A 17,429-nucleotide genomic window follows, 5' to 3' on the forward strand; every position below is an offset into this window, starting at 1 on the left:
TTTGTGACGAACCTTATGAGGGGGGAGGAGTGTCCTGGCAAAGGAAAGAAGCGCCCGGGTTTGGGCGCTTCTTTTTTACGCGTTTGCCGTGATATTTTGGTCAGCAACGTCCGGGTCAAATGGGTTCGTGGAGCTTAGTCCGTTGTTTGTGATGATCCAGTTTCCAGTGTTCAATGCTCCAGATCCGGCATTCGTTTTGGATGTAGCCTTAGGGGACAGGTAGAAAGAATCTCCGAAGTTGACAACGCCGCCACCGACGCTGTTTATGCTGATGGGTCCGACAATAGCCGGCATCACAACCGCCTCCTTTTTTGGCGCGATTCATGCATGATAATACCAACGTATGCACGAAGCATGATTAGTGTTCTTCTTCCTCCAGGACACGGAAGTGTTTCGTATAATTGACCGCATGGACATGATCAGTTCCGCCCACCTGGAAAATCCCGGCTGCGGATACACCGAAAATGCGGATGTGATCGACCTGGATGGGGCGGTTGTGGTAATTGAAAGACTCTACGTGAACAGGGGGAAGGGGAGGTGGGCTTTTTAACGAGAAGATGGAGTAGTCGTCAAAGTCATAACGATCAGATTCTACACCGCCTTCTTTTTGGACTGCTAAAATTTTGGAATAAGGAGCGGCCCGGTGGACATCGCCGATTTCCATGACAGAGCCGATAGCCACTGACTGAGTCTCAATGTCCTCAACATAAACCATTCGTTTAAGCATCTTGGTCAGAGCCGCCCTCTTCTTCCTCTACATTGGCTTGGGCCTCTTCGATGACCTGGGCTTCGGGATTAATAATCAAGGATTCAGGAGGAGTATCAAAGAACGAATGAAGCCGGACAGTCTTGTTGTCGCCTATTAAAAACAAAGAAGAACCTGAAACGCCCGTCACGCGGATACTTCCGACATGCAGGCCATAATTGTGCACAATATGATTCATGTATCACCATCTCCTTCAAAAGTTTCGAAATACTGGGCGATGGAATGCTGGATTTCCGTTTGCATTTGGTGGAATAAGGTTTCTGGCGGCAGGTCAGGGTTTTCGTTCCGGTAAAATTCCAGACGCTGAGGCAGTTGCTTTCGGATGTCAGCAATCATTCGTTCCTTGTGCTGGTCACTGACTTGAATATCGTGATCGCGTACGTATTGATTCATCCATCCCGGGACGTCAGAAGTCATATAATTCTGCAGAAAGTGCAGCGCTTGATCGTCTGTCTGAGGGATTTGAGTATTGTTCTTGCTGTACAGATCCCCGATGTCCGCCATGTCCGTGCCATTCGGGGTTAGGCCAATTTGCAGGGTTCCTTCGAGCGTCTCGATTTTCAGTTGATCAAAATGGTATTCGATTTTCTCGATAACGGTTTTCGGTGGGTGGTCGACGGATTGCAGCTGTTCGATTCGCTGTTGCAATTGATTGATCATTTTCTGCTGCTGCTCCATTTGATTCATCATCTGTTGAATCCATGACTGCCATGAATGATATTGGTTCAAGTCCGCTCACCCCCTATCCTATCTTTATGAAAAAAGGGGGACATCTATGTTATAGAAAGTGGAACAAGCGTTGCGCCACCTGGTTCCGGTATAATCACTTCACCCTCTTGAGGCTGGGCTTTTTCCGCCGGTTTCGTGTACCCCCCTGTATTATAAAGATCAGATTGGGATTGAATCACCCCTGAACTCCCGATTTGAACAATGGAGGAGTTTGCAACAGATCCGATTCGCAGGACATGGATATAAATGGATTGATGAACCGTGAGATTCATAGGAATCCCTCCTAAGCATTATTGACGATTGGCTGATCGATCATTTCTGAATCGTTGATAAAGGTGTCTGCACGATTCAGTCTGATTCTGATGCCGTCACCCGTGTTGAAAGACCCACCTCCAGCAAATGTCTTCGCAGATGCATATGGCGCCATATTGTAGACATCACCAATGTTGAATATACTTGAAGAAGACAGGGATAGCACTTTGACGGCCCCGACTTTTGCTGGCATAACGAAAACTCCTTTCTACAGTTTATGAGACTACGTTGTCTAAATGACGGAAGAAAAGTAAAATAACTATTATAGGGGGAATACATATGGAAAGTAAAGGATCACCTCTACAGGAAGCAGACCGTCTCCATTGGGTTGATGCGGCTAGAGGTCTCGCTATACTCGGAATCTTTATGGTCAACGTTCCGGCTTTCAATGCTCCGTACTTTTTGTACGGTGGAGCATCTGAATTCTGGTCGTCGTCTCAAAGTCATGCCGTCCAAACAATGATCGATATCTTTTTCCAAGCAAGTTTTTACACCCTTTTTTCCTTTATGTTTGGTTTCGGGATACAGATGATGAAAGAACGGCTTGTAGAGAAACAGACCTCTTACAGACGGGTCATTGTCAGGCGACTTCTTGTACTCACAGGGTTTGGTTTCATTCATGCCTTCCTCATTTGGCATGGTGATATCCTTCTTTCGTATGGTGTGCTGGGTCTTGTATTGCTGGCTTTTCTAAATGTGGAAACCAAAATGCTGCTTGGCTGGGCCTACGGGATGTTAGCGCTGTTAGTGCTGCCTCTTACGTTTTCCCTGTTCCTTATGAGGGAGCAGGTCCAGGGGATTGTTAACCGTGAGGCCATTCAGGAAGCTTTGGTGAATTACGGGAGTGGTACACTTTCAGACATCTGGCGACAGAACGCCGCGGACTGGATGTATGCCAACCAATTTGGAAACCTTCCATTCCTGGCGTTGAGTTTAATTCCCATGTTTTTGTTCGGGATGTATTTCTGTAAAAAACGGTTGCTTCATGCCCCGACGCAACACATGGGGCAAATTAGAAGAATTTGGGTTTCCACGGGTGTCCTTTTCTTTTTGTTCAAGGCGGGCCCGCACTTTTTCGGGAATCCAGAATGGTTCCAACTCGCCCAGGATAGCATTGGTGGTTCAGCTTCCGCCATTTTTTACGTCCTATCTATTACTCTATTGTTTCAGACGTCAATTGGTGCCCGTATCGTTCATCCTTTGACATGGGTCGGCCGGATGTCTTTAACCAATTACATTTGTCAATCCTTGATCAGCTTTATCCTTTTTTATTCTGTAGGTTTTGGCTTATACGGAAATGTTTCGCCATTTTACAGCTTTTTGATCGTCGTAGTCGTCTTTGCCGGGCAAGTTGCTGTAAGCAGAGCCTGGTTGAAGAGGTTCCGGTACGGTCCATTGGAATGGGTATGGAGAACGTTGACTTATGGAAAGAGACAGCCGTTAAAAAGAACACGTGAGGCCGCTTCATAAAGAAAGGAAAGGGGGCAACCGTTTTGAATAGAGATCACCTTGTTAAAGAAAGCAGGAAATGGGTGGACGACGCAATCATAAGTGAAGAACAACGGGTGCACTTACTTGAACGATATCCTAAGAAACAGAACAAACCGATGTTGCTGACATTTGGGGCTCTTTTCATCGGCCTTGCTTTTTTGACTTTCATTGCATCCAACTGGTCCTATTTAACAGACTTTGGCAGGATGGGGGTCATCCTCACTTCGCTGCTCGTTTTTTATGGAAGCGGGGAATGGGTCTATAGAAAAAAATCCAGACGAGTAGGTATCAGCCTTATCCTTATCGCTCTCGTTATTTTTGGATCGGGGATTTTTCTGATTGGTCAGATGTATCACTATACTTCATACAGTGCCCTGCCATTTTTTATTTGGTCACTTGTGGCTTTCGGTCTGCTCCTCCTTTTTAAGGATGATTCGTTTTTCTATGCAGCCTTGGTCATCATAACTGCCGGCCAGCTCTACAGCGGGTTTGTTTTTCAGCATTTTCACCTTTGGCTCGGAGTGCTGTTTATTCTCGGGATGGGATGGTTGGTGTTGCGATCTCGGAAAGTGGCACAGCTTGCTGCCTTCGGGGCAGGGTATTGTGTGCATTCGCTCATTCTTGTGTTCAGTGAAGGGATGCCGTATTACTGGTTGATAGCTTTATTCCTTCTGCTTTATGTGATGGAGGACTTCCTTCTCGAACGAGGAGAGATCCGCGTTTTCAAAACATTGAGCATTCTATCGGTATTTATTATGCTTATTTTGCAAGTGTTTTTCCTGGGTAACGAATTCGTAGGGGAACTGACAGAATCGTCGCTTTACTTTTTCCTTGCCTGGGCTATTCTTTTTGTGTTCGCTGTCGTGAGGTCGGCCATGAGCTCGACCAATTACTACTGGATTGACTTGTTGTTATTTGTACCTGTCTTTCGATTTGGCTTTGGAGATATGCTTTCCTTGCTGCTGTTGTTCTTATATGCCTTGCTGTGGTTGATTTCCGGTTATCGCCAGGAAGTATCGAGGTGGGTCAATAAAGGGACCTTCGCTTTCCTTCTGACCACATTCATCGCATACTTCCAGCTCGCCTGGGACTTCATGGATCGTTCCTTGTTTTTCTTAATCGGAGGAATCCTTTTGTTCGTGCTCAGCTATTTCCTTGAGAAAAAGCGGAGAACCATTCATAAAGGGGGCGGAGAAAAATGAAACGCTGGTGGTTTTATGGACTTGTAACCTTACAGTTCTTGTTTCTGGTCTTGATGTCTACCTCCTATTATGCGATGGATATCTGGGGGGAGAAGATTACATTAAAGACTGAACCCGTGGATCCCCGCGATCCTTTTTATGGAGATTACGTAACGCTGGATTATGCGATTGAACAAATACCAGATGAAAAATGGAAGGTTACTGCTTCTTTGAACAGAGGGGGGAAAGTGTTTTTATTACTTGAAGAAAACGGGGAAGGGGTATATGAGCTTGTAGAAGCCTCTGATTTATGGCCGGAAGCTGATAAGAATCAAGTGGTTCTTTCCTCGAAGTATATATGGTCGGATTCCCAGCAGAATCAGCATCAGGTGGATATCGGTCTTGGTAGATACTACATTGAAGAGAATACAGGAGAGTTCTGGGAACAACGGGAGGAGAGAGAGGTAGAAATTATTCTTGCTCCCTGGAAGCAGAAGAAAATAGCTTCTCTTAAATAAAAGGCTCTGTTAATTTAGTGTTGATATTACTGCAAAAAGGAACTCCTAATTTTATGGAAATTCCTTTTTATATTTTGGCTTATTCAACGAAAGCTCCCTTTTCTTGAAGACTCAGCTTCGAGATGTTTGTGTGATTCTAGGGGCTCCGGGAAAAGGTTCGCTTTCCATGGGGCGGGCGGTGAGCCTCCTCAGGCTACGCCTTCCGGGGTCTCACCTGTCCCACACGTCCCATAGGAGTCTCCACCGTTTCCCTCCGCCCCCTTTCCCTTATAAGTGTCTCGAAGCCACTTTAAAAAGGGTGAGCTTGAATGGTTGAGGTTCGAACATCTGTATGGATTCGTAAGTTTCCAATTCTTCTCCCCTAAGCGGGCAGATCATACGTAGTATCAAGCATTTGCGTATGCTAAACGTTCATGGGGTAGAGATAATATCATTCCATTCTCTTACCCATACAAGCTGATTTTTTAAGTAGTGGTTTCGAGACACTTATATGGCAAAGGGGCGGAGGGGAATGGCGAGACTCCTATCTTACAGTGTGCAGGCGCCTCGTTCAGCGGCGTATGGACTGGACTGAGCTGGAGGAGATAAAGGAAACACGAAGAACGAAGAGATTCGATGTTGACTTATCGTACAGAAGCGAGGGAAGTCTCACTAGCCGCTAGGCGCAGAAACCGGATATCTACGAGGAAGAGAGTGCTTGGTGAGACCCCGCAAGGCGTTAGCCTGAGGAGGCTCACCGCGCTCCCGCGGAAAGCGAGTCATTCCCCGCAGCCCCTATCCACAACACAGAAGTCTCGAAATCAAGTCTTCAACAATCCTGCCATTTAGCTTAAGACTCAGTTTCGAAATGATAATCCAACAAGATTTAATGGTTGGATCGTGCAAGTAGATCATCTAAAGGTTTCGTCACTTGGAAATATATCCCTTTTCACCATCCTATTATTCATTGTCCCTTCCATCCGTTGATGCAAATATCAACACACTGAACTTTAACAGAGCCAAATAAAAAAACAGCAGCTCACGAGAGCTGCTGTTTTTTTATTAACTGAGGACGGACTTAATCTGGCTGATTGCCCAATCCAGATCCTCCTGACTGATGACAAGAGGCGGGGCAAAACGAATGACGTTTTCGTGTGTCTCTTTACAAAGCAGTCCTTTTTCTTTCAGTTGTTCGCAATATTTACGGGCAGGTTCTGTCATCTCGACGCCGATAAACAGCCCTTTTCCTCGAACTTCTTTGATTTTAGGATTCTCAATGGATTGCAGCTCCTGCATCATATATTCCCCAAGCTTCAATGATCGTTCAGCGAGCTTTTCTTCTTCAAGGACTTCGAGGGACGCTACGGAAACTGCGCAGGCGAGGGGGTTCCCTCCGAAGGTGGAGCCGTGGGACCCTGGGTTGAATACACCAAGAACCTCCCTGTTTGCGACAACACAGGAGATAGGGAAGACACCTCCGCCTAGAGCTTTGCCGAGAATGAGCATATCGGGGCTTACGTTTTCCCAGTCACATGCAAACGTCTTCCCGCTTCTTCCAAGACCTGCCTGGATTTCATCAGCAATGAACAAAACATTGTTCTCTTTACATACTTCATAGGCCTCTTTAAGGAAGCCTTCCGGAGGCATGACGATGCCTGCTTCCCCTTGGATGGGTTCCAGCATGAAACCTGCGGTGTTTTCATTGATGGCTTCTTTCAAAGCATCAATGTCCCCGTAAGGAACAAGTTTAATGCCTGGAAGCATCGGTCCGAACCCGCGCTTATATTCTGTCTCAGAGGATAGGGAGACGGCCGTCATCGTGCGCCCGTGGAAATTTCCTGTACAAGCAATGATTTCGGCTTTGTTTTCTTCCACTTTCTTGACATCATAGGCCCAGCGACGAGCGGCTTTGACTGCGGTCTCCACAGCTTCTGCCCCTGTGTTCATAGGAAGTGCCATCTCTTTGTTCGTCAGCTTGCAGATCTTTTCATACCAAGGGCCTAGCTGATCATTGTGGAAGGCACGGGAAGTTAAAGTAACCCGGCTCGCCTGGTCGGTCAGGGCTTGAATGATTTTCGGATGGCGGTGCCCCTGGTTCACAGCGGAGTAAGCGCTTAACATATCCATATAGCGGTTTCCTTCAGGATCTTCTACCCATACTCCCTCGGCTTTTGCTATGACGATTGGAAGCGGGTGATAGTTCTTCGCTCCATATTCCTGTGTTTGATCAATGATGTTCTGACTACTGATTACAGACATGCAATCCCTCCATTTCATTTCACTCTTCCATTATTATAACAGGTTTAGGAGGTATTTTCTTATAATTTAGAAAATGAGGGAAATGGCATATCAATAGGAATATAAGGAAGAGTCGTGGTATCATAACCGTAGATAAATATGAAAAGGAGGAAGACAACCTATGGCGCACTTACATATCACATCCTGGGTCATCGCATTCATTCTAGTCGGGCTTGTGACAACCTTCACCCGTAAGGGCAAAGAAAAAGCAGCAAAGATCATGCATATGATTTTGAGGGTTTTTTATCTGCTGATTCTTTATTCCGGCGGATCTCTGTTTGCGAGCTATGCTACTTACGATATACTGATCATCATCAAGCTGCTTGTTGGATTATGGACAATTGCTTCGATGGAAATGGTCACGGTCAAAACCAAAAAGAACAAGCCGGCAGGCATCTGGTGGGCACAGCTTTTCATCGCTGGTCTCGTTGCCATCATTCTTGGTTTCGGTTTCTTAGGTGCGGGAATTCTGCCTGCATAAAAAATAAAGCTGCATGCGTCCTTCGCATGCAGCTTTTTAGTATCGAAAAAAGGGGGCTTTGTTTCTGTGTCTGATGTTCGTCCGTTACTTGGGGGGATAACGGTGATAACTATTATCAATAACAATGATAATCATTATCAATTGAAATGTCAACCTTTATTGATATATTTTTTATTTCCTTCTCAGCAGGAAGTTAAGGATGATTTTACGATATATGCAGTGGCATACTTGGCTGCGTTCGAATGCCTGTATTTTATTCTTATTCAAAGTCTCTAAGGAAGGATAGTGTTTCAAGGGGGAGCTTTTTTGAGCTCCAGGGCCGGGGAATCTATCCGTCATGAATTCCCACAGCAGGATCAAGCTTCCCAATCAACCCTTTGCAAAAAATGCTGATCATCATGAGTTGTAGCAGTAGAGATGGTTTCATAAGCGAACCGCTCTGTTCATATAGTGAGTCATGATGGTTTTTTACGAGCAGATCCGTGTGGAACCGAGACGTTACGCATTCTGTATGAAAAAGGATGGTGAGGTTGGATGTGTGGGATTGTGGGATGGATCGATGCAGCACATAAGACAGAGAAGAAGGCTTCAATTTTAGATCAAATGGCGGCTACTCTAGAACATCGGGGCCCGGATGATTACCAGAAATGGATACAGGGACCGGCTGCATTCGGTCATCAACGTTTAATTGTTGTCGACCCTGCTGGAGGAAGACAGCCGATGATCCGGAAGGCTCGGGATGAAGAATATATTTTATGCTATAATGGAGAGCTTTATAATACAGAAGAAGTCAGGAACCTATTGAAAGCGGAAGGCTGGACGTTTCAGTCTCACTCCGATACCGAGGTCGTTCTCGTCAGTTATATGAATTGGGGAAGCGCCTGCGTTGACTACTTGAATGGAATTTTTGCATTCAGCGTTTGGGAAAAGAATCGCGAGAGACTCTTTCTTGCACGTGATCGTCTCGGCGTCAAACCTCTCTTCTATAGTGACAGAGGTCATGGGATCATGTTCGCTTCTGAAATGAAAGCAATTTTAGCTCATCCAGATGTCTCCCCGTCTTTAGATTCTAATGGTCTTCACGAGCTCTTATCTTTAGGACCTTCCAGAACTCCAGGGGAAGGAGTATTTCAAGAGATCCATGAAATCCGACCTGGTCACAGAGCTGTATTTGAAAATGGAAAACTTTCCATTGAACGGTACTGGAATGTTGAAAGCAGGCCTCATACAGATACGTTTGATGAGACAGTCACCCGAGTCCGGGAACTTTTCATGGATGCTTCCCAACGACAGCTCGTTTCTGATGTTAAGCTTGGAACATTTTTATCCGGGGGTGTAGATTCGAGTGCCATTACGGCAGTCGCTGCTGAAAAATACAAACAAGATCAACTGGGATCTTTGCAGACGTTTTCCATTGATTATAAAGACCAGGACAAATTCTTCAAGAAGAATGCATTCCAGCCGGATCGTGATGAAGCTTTCATTAATCTAGTCAGTGCTCGAAACCAAACTAGTCATTCTGTCATGGAAGCGAAGACCGAGGACCTTGTTTCACGTTTGAAAAAAGCAGTCGAACTTAGGGATCTCCCTGGGATGGCAGATGTTGATTCTTCCCTCTTATGGTTTTGTGAAGAGATCAAAAACCATGTGACCGTAGCTCTTTCTGGCGAGTGTGCCGATGAAATTTTTGGCGGCTATCCCTGGTTTTACAGGGAGGAAGATAAGAAAAGAGCAGGATTTCCCTGGATTCGGTCATTGAATGAGAGAATCAGTCTTGTCAGGACCGATTTAAAAGAAGAGATAGATATTGAATGGTACATGTTGAAACGTTATCAGGAGACGGTTGCAGAAACCCCGCTGCTTGCTGGAGAAGACGAGGACAGTAAGAAACATAGACAGATGTCATACTTGAATATGAATTGGTTTATGCAGACGCTGCTGGAACGGAAAGACCGGATGAGCATGGGAGCGAGTTTGGAGGTCCGGGTCCCATTCAGCGATCATCGTCTCGTAGAATATGTTTGGAATGTCCCTTGGAGCATGAAGTTTTACAACCATCAGGAGAAGGGTCTGCTGAGGCAGGCATTGCGGGGAATACTTCCAGATAAAGTACTTTTTCGTAAAAAGAATCCTTATCCAAAAACTTTTCACCCTGATTACACAAAGGCCGTGTGTTCATGGATGGAAGAGACTCTTTCAGAATCCACATGCCCCGCTATTTGAAATCTTTGACCGGGAGCAAGTGAAAAAGTTGAATGATTCTGAAGGGAACTCCATTGATACGCCTTGGTTCGGCCAACTGATGACAGGCCCTCAACTTATTGCTCATTTATGTCAGATTGACCATTGGCTCAGAACTTATAAAGTGACCTTTTAAAACCACCCCTACTGGGTGGTTTTTTAGATGGAACCATCAGCTCTAATAGAAAGAATGACTCGTGCTTTTAGTCTAAATATCCTTTATGCAGATTAAAATTGAGAATCGTGCAGAAACTGATCATAAAGGCCCTGCTGCTCTCATTTGCTCAAGAGTAACTCCCCTGTTGGATGAGAAAAGGTTGACTGGCTATTAAAAAGGTAACGATGACAAATAAAAATACTGGTATAGACAACTAGTTTTCCTGATGGTAAGATGATTTCAGTAAACGTTTTCAACTTCAAGGAGGTTCACAATGTTAAGTTTTTTACAACGAATTGGTAAATCACTAATGTTTCCGATCGCTACCCTGCCTGCTGCGGCACTGTTGGTGCGTCTCGGTATGGAAGATATGCTGAATATCCCGTTCATTACTGCCGCAGGTAACGGGATTCTCGAAAATCTTGCGCTCATCTTTGCTATTGGTATTGCCATGGGGTTTGCGAAAGATGGGAGTGGAGCGGCTGCTTTAGCAGGCGCGGTTGGTTACTTGGTTATGGTCGGTGGAATAGAAGCTATAAATAATGATATAGATATGGGGGTATTTGCCGGGGTCATCGCCGGAATTGTAGCTGGAATGTTGTACAACAAGTACAATGATGTGAAATTTCCAGATTTCCTCTCCTTTTTCGGAGGTAAACGTTTTGTACCGATCATCACTTCAGCAGTAATGGTCGTGCTTTCCTTTATTTTTGGATATGTGTGGGTATACCCGCAGGCACTTCTTGATTCAACAGCCACATGGATATTAAATGGGGGAGAAGTCGGTGTTGGTGTTTATGGTGTGTTGAACCGTCTATTAATTCCGGTGGGCTTACACCATGTGATGAATACGCTGATATGGTTTGATTTCGGAACCTTTACCACTGAAACAGGTGATGTCGTCCGCGGAGAAATCAACCGCTTTCTGAATGGAGATCCGGGGGCCGGGTACTTCCTGGCAGGCTTCTTCCCTGTTATGATGTTTGGTCTCCCGGCAGCTTGTCTCGCCATGTATGCTGCAGCGAAAAAAGAACAGAAGGCGGCCGTCGGCGGGATGTTCTTAAGTATCGGGCTTACGTCGTTCATCACAGGAGTGACAGAGCCGATTGAATTTTCCTTCATGTTCCTTTCGCCGCTTTTATACGTCGTTCACTCTTTACTGACGGGTGTGTCGATGGTTCTCGCTTTCTTATTTGACGTGAGACACGGTTTTGGATTTTCCGCAGGTTTGATTGATTACTTATTGAATTATAATATTGCCGAAAACCCTTTCACCCTTATCATCATCGGGCTGTTCATGGGTGCTGTCTATTTCCTGATCTTCTATTTCCTCATCGTTAAACTGGATTTGAAAACACCGGGGAGAGAAGAAGATACCGGTGGAGAAACGTATACGGAACGAGGAAATGATGGTTACGAAGAGAAAGCTCATCATTATATGCAGGCACTCGGAGGAGCGGACAATATTGAAACGCTGGATTACTGTACCACCCGTCTCCGCCTGGAAATGAACGACCGGGGGAAAGTGGATGAAAATGAATTAAAGCGGATTGGTGCTCGTGGAGTGATGAAACTAGGGGAAAGAAATCTGCAAGTGATTGTAGGAACATCCGTCGAATTCGTTGCCGACGCTATGAAAAAGCAAATGGAAATGGGGAGTCCAGTTCTTAAAGCGAAAGAGAATTATGAAGAAAAAACCACGGAAGAAAAGGCACCAGATCGTACTCTAAAACCGGAAGATATCCAAATGCCGGTGAACGGAACTGTCCTTCCGCTATCTGAAGTACCTGATGAAGTATTTGCACAAGAGATGATGGGGCCTGGTTTTGCTATAGAGCCTGATGATTCAACTTTCTATTCACCCGTTGATGGGGAAGTCATTCAGGTTTTCCCTACCAAACATGCTTTAGGGATTGAGCTTGACAATGGCCTCGAGATCTTGATTCATGTAGGTTTGGATACTGTTAAACTGCAAGGTGAAGGGTTTGAAGCGCTCGTTGAGTCTGGACAAAAAGTAAAGAAAGGAACCCCATTGTTGAAGGTAGACCTTGACTATGTCCGATCAGAAGCTCCATCAGTGGTAACCCCGATCATCTTTACAAATACAGAGCAGCAGGTAGTCAAACTGTTGAAAGAAGGGTATCAGGAAGAAGGACAAACCGGTATTGTGAACCTGGAGAGAGGAGGAGATCAGAATTGAGCGACCTGATCATCACGAATGTAACGGTAGTGGGTGAAGATCAAACCATACCCTCTGGATCAGTCCTTGTTCGTAATGGAACGATAGAAAAAATCCATGAAGGAGAAGTAAGTGAAGAAGGTATGGATGTCATTGATGGAAAAGGGAGATCACTCTCTCTTCTCCCTGGCTTTATTGACGTTCATATTCACGGAGCGAAGGGCCATGACGTGATGGACGCTACAGGCGAGGCTTTGGAAGGCATAGCCCAGCAGTTACCTGAAGAAGGGACCACAAGCTTTCTAGCTACCACGATGACACAATCGAAAGATAAGATTTCACGTGCTGTAGCCAATGCTGGAACTTTTATTGAAAAGCAGAAAAAACAGGGACATGCAGAGATGCTTGGGATCCACCTGGAAGGTCCTTTTATTTCCCCGGATAAGGCAGGAGCACAGCCAATCGAACATATTGTAGATCCTTCGCTCGAACTTTTTCAGAAGTGGCAGGAAGAGAGTGGGAATAATGTCAAACTTGTCACTCTGGCTCCTGAAAGAGAAGGAGCGCTCACTTTTATTGAAGAGATCAGCAGAAAAGGGGTCATATGCTCCCTCGGTCATAGCGACGCTACATTTATGGAAGCTAGTGAGGCGGTTAATCGAGGCGCTCGCCATATCACGCATTTGTATAATCAGATGAGCGGCCTTCATCACCGTGAACCGGGGATGGTGGGAGCTGCTTTTACTCATTCCAATCTTTCGGTGGAATTGATCGTGGATTACATTCATTCCCATCCGGAAGCTGTCCGGGTAGCTTACCAAATACTTGGGAAGGAGCGGACCATTCTGATCACAGATGCAATGAGGGCTAAATGCCTGCCATCTGGATCTTATGATCTTGCGGGACAGCAGGTTACAGTGAAGAATGGAGAAGCACGTTTATCCGATGGGACGCTTGCAGGTAGTATTCTGACGCTCGAAGAAGCGGCTAAAAAAATGAGTTCGGATCTTAAGGTTGACTTGGAGGCATTAGCGGAAATCACTTCGGGTAATGCGGCCCGGGAGCTCGGAGTCTACCATAGGAAAGGGAGTATAGCAGTAGGGAAGGATGCAGATCTTGTCCTACTGGATGAAGAAGGTTGTGTAGTAACAACTGTCTGTTCCGGAGTTGTAAGTTATGATGGAAGAGGGGGATCTTCATGAAAGTCATCGTCGTAAAAAATTATGAGCAGCTGAGTCAAACGGCCGCTAAGATCATAGAAGAGCAAATCAGACAGAACCCATCTTCCGTGCTTGGATTAGCTACAGGGGGGACGCCCTTAGGCACATATGGTGAACTGGTTCGTCACTATCGAGATGGAAGAACGGATTACCGTTCGATCTCTACTATAAATTTGGATGAATATGTAGGACTTAAGCCTTCCCATCACCAGAGCTATCGATATTTTATGGATCAACATCTTTTTAAGCATTTGAATATCGATCCGCAGAACACATACATCCCACATGGCGAAGCTGTTGAATTAGAGAAAGAATGCAACCGTTACGAAAAGGTGATTGATGAGATTGGTCCGCCTGATTTACAGCTTTTAGGGATTGGAGAAAATGGACACATCGGTTTTAATGAACCGGGTACATCTTTCGATAGTGCTACCCATCTCGTGCACTTGACTGAATCCACAAGAGAAGCGAATGCCCGATTCTTTGAATCTATGGAAGAGGTTCCTGAAAAAGCAATCACAATGGGGATCAAGTCGATCTTGAAAAGCAGACGCATCCTCTTATTGGCTACAGGAGAAAGAAAGGCCGAGGCCATCAATGAATTGATTCATGGGAAGATGGATGAGCAATTCCCAGCTTCATCTTTAAGAGATCACAAGGCGCTCACGTTGATTGTGGATGAAGATGCTTACAAAAAAGTGAAACGGAGAGGATGAATTCTTTTTGATAAAGAAGAATGTACCTTTACCTTTGTATTATCAGATTGAAGAGTATTTGAAACAAAAAATTGAAGCGAAAGAATTCGAGGTCGGACATATGATTCCATCTGAACGTGAACTTTCAGAAACCTTTGAAGTCAGTCGTATGACTGTTAGACAAGCCGTGACGAACCTTGTGAATGCTGGAGTTCTTTATCGAGAGAAAGGGAAGGGGACTTACGTTGCTGAGAAAAAGATCGAGCAGCCACTGAAGGGATTGACCAGTTTCACAGAAGATATGGAGCAGAGAGGGATGTCTTCAAGCAGTCAGCTCTTGACCTTTGAATTGATCGGCCCCCCCCATGAGATTCAGGAGAAACTTGAATTGACAGAGCGAGAAAAAGTTTACTTCATCCAGCGTATACGCATGGCGAATGAAAAACCAATGGCGATTGAAACGACATTCATGCCTGAAAAAATGCTGCCAGAATTAACGGAAGATATAGCGAGGGGATCGATTTATCAGTATGTAGAGAACGATTTGGAAAAATCGATCAGTCAGGCTCGTCAAATTATCGAAGCGCGAGCGGCTGATGAGAATGAGGCGGATTTATTAAACATTTCCCCATATTCGCCAGTCCTTCATATTGAACGGAAGAGTTTTCTATCCCCGGACCTTCCGTTTGAAGTGGTCAAGTCGACCTACCGCGCCGACCGTTATAAATTTATCACAGATATTAATCGGTAAGGAGCCTTGCTATGAGTTACTTATCAGAAGTATCGCGGATCTTACAGGAGATTGATTCTTCTCAATCACCGGCCATTGATCAGATTAGTGAAAAGCTTTCCAAGGTTATTCGTACTGGAGGAATCATCCATACATTTGGATGTGGCCACTCCAGTCTGCTTGCGCAGGATGTCTATTACCGGGCAGGAGGGCTTGTGCCGATCCACCCGATTTTAATTGAAGAACTTATGTTGCATCGAGGAGCATGGGAAGCAACCGTAAATGAACGTAAACATGACTTCGTCCAGGCTTACTTAGAAAAGGAAGATATGAGACCTCAGGATGCCATCGTCATCATTTCTACTTCAGGTAGAAACCCAACTCCGATTGATACAGCTGTTTATAGTAAAAGGCAGGGCTTGTATACAATTGCTTTGACATCTCTTGACTATAGAAATTGTCAGCCCTCCCGGCATATCAGTAAATGGAGACTTGAGGATCATGTAGATGATGTCATCGATATGAAAGTACCCGTAGGGGATACCATCATGTTGAATGGAGAGCTTTCCTATTCCCCAGTTTCCTCTGTAGCAGGGACAGGAATCCTTCATGCGCTCATGACGAGGGTTATTGAAAACTTGAAGGAAACTGAAGTGGCCCCCGCGGTATTTAAGAGCGGAAATGTGGACGGTTCGGATCAATATAACAGAAGTATGATCGAGAGATATAAACGTATTTCATTTTAAAGGGAGATTGTTGCAAACGTTGATTTCGAGATGTATAAGGAATGACTGGTATGAACTCTTAAACATCAGGAAACGGATGCTTTCATGATCAGGAAGGGTCCTAAAAAAAGGCAGGCGTTCAGCGGCTGCTTTTTTTAATTGAGGATGAAGAAAGTGTGTCCATTTCAAGGAGAATAAAATGGGTGATTGACGGGGTACGGAGCGAAGGTCTACTCTATAATGAGGGATGACATCCGAAGGGGGATACATAAGATGAAAAAAATACTCGTGTTACTCATATGCCTTCCATTATGGATTGGGTTACCACAGCCTTCAGCGGCTGAAGATCGTGGCGAACGACAGTGGCAGGATGAGAGTGTATATTATATAGTCATTGATCGATTCATGAACGGAGATATGAATAATAATGAAGCCGTTGATTTGGAAGACCCTGATATCTATCATGGGGGGGACTTCACAGGGGTCATCGATCAGTTGGATTACATAAAGGACATGGGGTTTACTACCATCCAGCTTTCACCAATTATGCAGAACGGAGCGGAAAGCTACCATGGGTTTCATGTTTCCGATTATCGTGAAGTAGAGGAACATTTCGGAACGATGAAAGAAATGGAACAACTTGTTAGTGAAGCTCATAAAAGAGAGATGAAAGTGACCGTTGATCTACCGGTAGGGTTTGTGGCGGAGGATCACCCTTGGACCGAAGAACAATCACGAGCAGAATGGCTGCTTGAGAACGACGTGGATCATGAACATCCCTGGTTTGATCAATTGCCGCAAGTGGATGTAAGTAAAGAAGAGGTAGGAGAATATTTTAAAGAAACGATGGAATTCTGGACAGAAGAAACAGGAGTGGATGGATTCAGGGTTCTTACGTCGACCGAATCAGAAGATGAAACAAATACGGTCTTTAGAGATTCTCCCTACATTACATCATCTATTTCCATTCAGGATGAACAGGTTTATCGAGAAAGAATCCGACAGGCGTTCGATGAATCCGGGAACGTTTTAAATGAACTTGTAGCAGAAGATAATCTTGAACGCGCGCACCAGATTGATTCTTATGATGTCTCACGGTTTACTCATGCAGCGGTTGTAGAAGGCCAAAACCCTATTACGAGGTGGCAGCTCGCTTTAACTTATTTATTTACCGCCCCAGGTGTTCCTGTTGTTTATTACGGAACAGAAACGCCTTTGGATGATGGTGGGGACCCTTTAAATCTCCCAATGATGAATTTCAAGGCCGGAGATGAAAAGATGACCAAACGTATTGAAAAACTCAATTCTATGAGAGATCAATTTCCTGCACTTACAAGAGGGGATTATGAGGAGCAATACAATGAAGACGGTCTTTTGGTTTTCAAGCGTACCTATGAAGGGCAGGAAATGGTTGTAGCGATCAATAATGCGGAAGAAACCCGGACGACGAGGTTGGAAGGGCTTGAAGACAATCACCAGCTCAGAGGCTTGCTTCATGATGGACTCGTACGCCAGCAGAGCGATGGTACTTACCGACTCGGGATGGAGCGGGAAACGGCGGATGTGTTTGTTGTGGAAGAGGATAGTGGATACAATTGGCTTTTCATTGGGTTTGTAGGTGGCGTCTTATCCCTGTTCGTCATCGCTGTGACAGTCATCAGCTTCAAAAACCGTAAAACTGAAAAAGCTTGAATAATAAAGAGCAGGACTTCTCCCGTCCCGCTCTT

Annotated in this window: 17 protein-coding genes and 1 pseudogene; 11 read left to right on the forward strand and 7 right to left on the reverse strand. The window is 45.1% G+C overall.

Annotated elements, in window-relative coordinates:
• Window positions 1-75 precede the first annotated feature (75 nt).
• From ACXADE_RS05720 to ACXADE_RS05745, 6 genes are all read right to left on the reverse strand, one after another.
• Window positions 76-294 carry a spore germination protein gene (locus tag ACXADE_RS05720; RefSeq protein WP_474979526.1) on the reverse strand — a complete coding sequence of 73 codons (219 nt, stop codon included), beginning with the start codon at window positions 292-294 and terminating at the stop codon, window positions 76-78.
• A gap of 64 nt (window positions 295-358) precedes the next feature.
• The gene (locus tag ACXADE_RS05725; protein ID WP_474979527.1) at window positions 359-727 is read right to left on the reverse strand and encodes a spore germination protein GerPE; all 369 of its coding nucleotides are present in this window, start codon (window positions 725-727) and stop codon (window positions 359-361) included.
• A complete protein-coding gene (locus tag ACXADE_RS05730; RefSeq protein ID WP_474979528.1) occupies window positions 720-944 on the reverse strand; it encodes a spore gernimation protein GerPD in 225 nt (74 codons plus the stop codon). The genes ACXADE_RS05725 and ACXADE_RS05730 overlap by 8 nt, the downstream gene beginning before the upstream one ends.
• Window positions 941-1,495 (reverse strand): spore germination protein GerPC, encoded by a 555-nt coding sequence (gene gerPC, locus ACXADE_RS05735; RefSeq protein ID WP_474979529.1) that lies wholly within the window; start codon window positions 1,493-1,495, stop codon window positions 941-943. Before gerPC ends, ACXADE_RS05730 begins: the two co-directional genes overlap by 4 nt.
• 44 nt (window positions 1,496-1,539) lie before the next feature.
• Complete coding sequence (locus ACXADE_RS05740; RefSeq protein WP_474979530.1) at window positions 1,540-1,767, reverse strand: spore germination protein GerPB; 228 nt, start codon at window positions 1,765-1,767, stop codon at window positions 1,540-1,542.
• Between the two features lie 11 nt (window positions 1,768-1,778).
• Window positions 1,779-2,000 (reverse strand): spore germination protein, encoded by a 222-nt coding sequence (locus ACXADE_RS05745; RefSeq protein WP_474979531.1) that lies wholly within the window; start codon window positions 1,998-2,000, stop codon window positions 1,779-1,781.
• Window positions 2,001-2,086: 86 nt separating this feature from the next.
• Here ACXADE_RS05745 and ACXADE_RS05750 point away from each other — a divergent pair, with 86 nt between their 5' ends.
• The 3 genes from ACXADE_RS05750 to ACXADE_RS05760 are packed head-to-tail and all read left to right on the forward strand — an operon-like array spanning window position 2,087 to window position 4,997.
• Window positions 2,087-3,277 carry a DUF418 domain-containing protein gene (locus ACXADE_RS05750; RefSeq protein WP_474979532.1) on the forward strand — a complete coding sequence of 397 codons (1,191 nt, stop codon included), beginning with the start codon at window positions 2,087-2,089 and terminating at the stop codon, window positions 3,275-3,277.
• Between the two features lie 23 nt (window positions 3,278-3,300).
• A complete protein-coding gene (locus ACXADE_RS05755; RefSeq protein ID WP_474979533.1) occupies window positions 3,301-4,500 on the forward strand; it encodes a DUF2157 domain-containing protein in 1,200 nt (399 codons plus the stop codon).
• Window positions 4,497-4,997, forward strand: coding sequence for a GDYXXLXY domain-containing protein (locus tag ACXADE_RS05760; RefSeq protein WP_474979534.1), 501 nt, complete (start codon window positions 4,497-4,499; stop codon window positions 4,995-4,997). The genes ACXADE_RS05755 and ACXADE_RS05760 overlap by 4 nt, the downstream gene beginning before the upstream one ends.
• Window positions 4,998-6,038: 1,041 nt before the next feature.
• On the opposite strand, the gene ACXADE_RS05765 is transcribed toward ACXADE_RS05760, so the two are convergent.
• Window positions 6,039-7,235: an ornithine--oxo-acid transaminase gene (locus ACXADE_RS05765; protein WP_474979535.1), complete on the reverse strand. Its 1,197-nt coding sequence runs from the start codon at window positions 7,233-7,235 to the stop codon at window positions 6,039-6,041.
• Between the two features lie 160 nt (window positions 7,236-7,395).
• On the opposite strand from ACXADE_RS05765, the gene ACXADE_RS05770 reads away from it, so the two are divergent.
• From ACXADE_RS05770 to ACXADE_RS05805, 8 genes and pseudogenes are all read left to right on the forward strand, one after another.
• Window positions 7,396-7,755 carry a YisL family protein gene (locus ACXADE_RS05770; protein WP_474979536.1) on the forward strand — a complete coding sequence of 120 codons (360 nt, stop codon included), beginning with the start codon at window positions 7,396-7,398 and terminating at the stop codon, window positions 7,753-7,755.
• A 534-nt stretch (window positions 7,756-8,289) separates the two neighbouring features.
• Window positions 8,290-10,132, forward strand: a pseudogene (gene asnB, locus ACXADE_RS05775) (asparagine synthase (glutamine-hydrolyzing)).
• A 295-nt stretch (window positions 10,133-10,427) separates the two neighbouring features.
• On the forward strand, window positions 10,428-12,353 hold the full coding sequence (nagE, locus tag ACXADE_RS05780) for an N-acetylglucosamine-specific PTS transporter subunit IIBC (protein ID WP_474979537.1): 1,926 nt from the start codon (window positions 10,428-10,430) through the stop codon (window positions 12,351-12,353).
• Entirely contained in the window at window positions 12,350-13,534 is a 1,185-nt protein-coding gene (gene nagA / locus ACXADE_RS05785) for an N-acetylglucosamine-6-phosphate deacetylase (protein ID WP_474979538.1), read from the forward strand. The genes nagE and nagA overlap by 4 nt, the downstream gene beginning before the upstream one ends.
• Window positions 13,531-14,268, forward strand: a complete 738-nt coding sequence (gene nagB / locus ACXADE_RS05790; protein ID WP_474979539.1) for a glucosamine-6-phosphate deaminase — start codon at window positions 13,531-13,533, stop codon at window positions 14,266-14,268. The genes nagA and nagB overlap by 4 nt, the downstream gene beginning before the upstream one ends.
• 7 nt (window positions 14,269-14,275) lie before the next feature.
• Entirely contained in the window at window positions 14,276-14,998 is a 723-nt protein-coding gene (locus ACXADE_RS05795) for a GntR family transcriptional regulator (protein WP_474979540.1), read from the forward strand.
• An 11-nt stretch (window positions 14,999-15,009) separates the two neighbouring features.
• Window positions 15,010-15,723: a sugar isomerase domain-containing protein gene (locus tag ACXADE_RS05800; RefSeq protein WP_474979541.1), complete on the forward strand. Its 714-nt coding sequence runs from the start codon at window positions 15,010-15,012 to the stop codon at window positions 15,721-15,723.
• A gap of 252 nt (window positions 15,724-15,975) precedes the next feature.
• On the forward strand, window positions 15,976-17,394 hold the full coding sequence (locus tag ACXADE_RS05805) for an alpha-amylase family glycosyl hydrolase (RefSeq protein ID WP_474979542.1): 1,419 nt from the start codon (window positions 15,976-15,978) through the stop codon (window positions 17,392-17,394).
• Window positions 17,395-17,429: the final 35 nt, after the last annotated feature.

The organism is Halobacillus sp. ABR2_026, assembly GCF_056158545.1.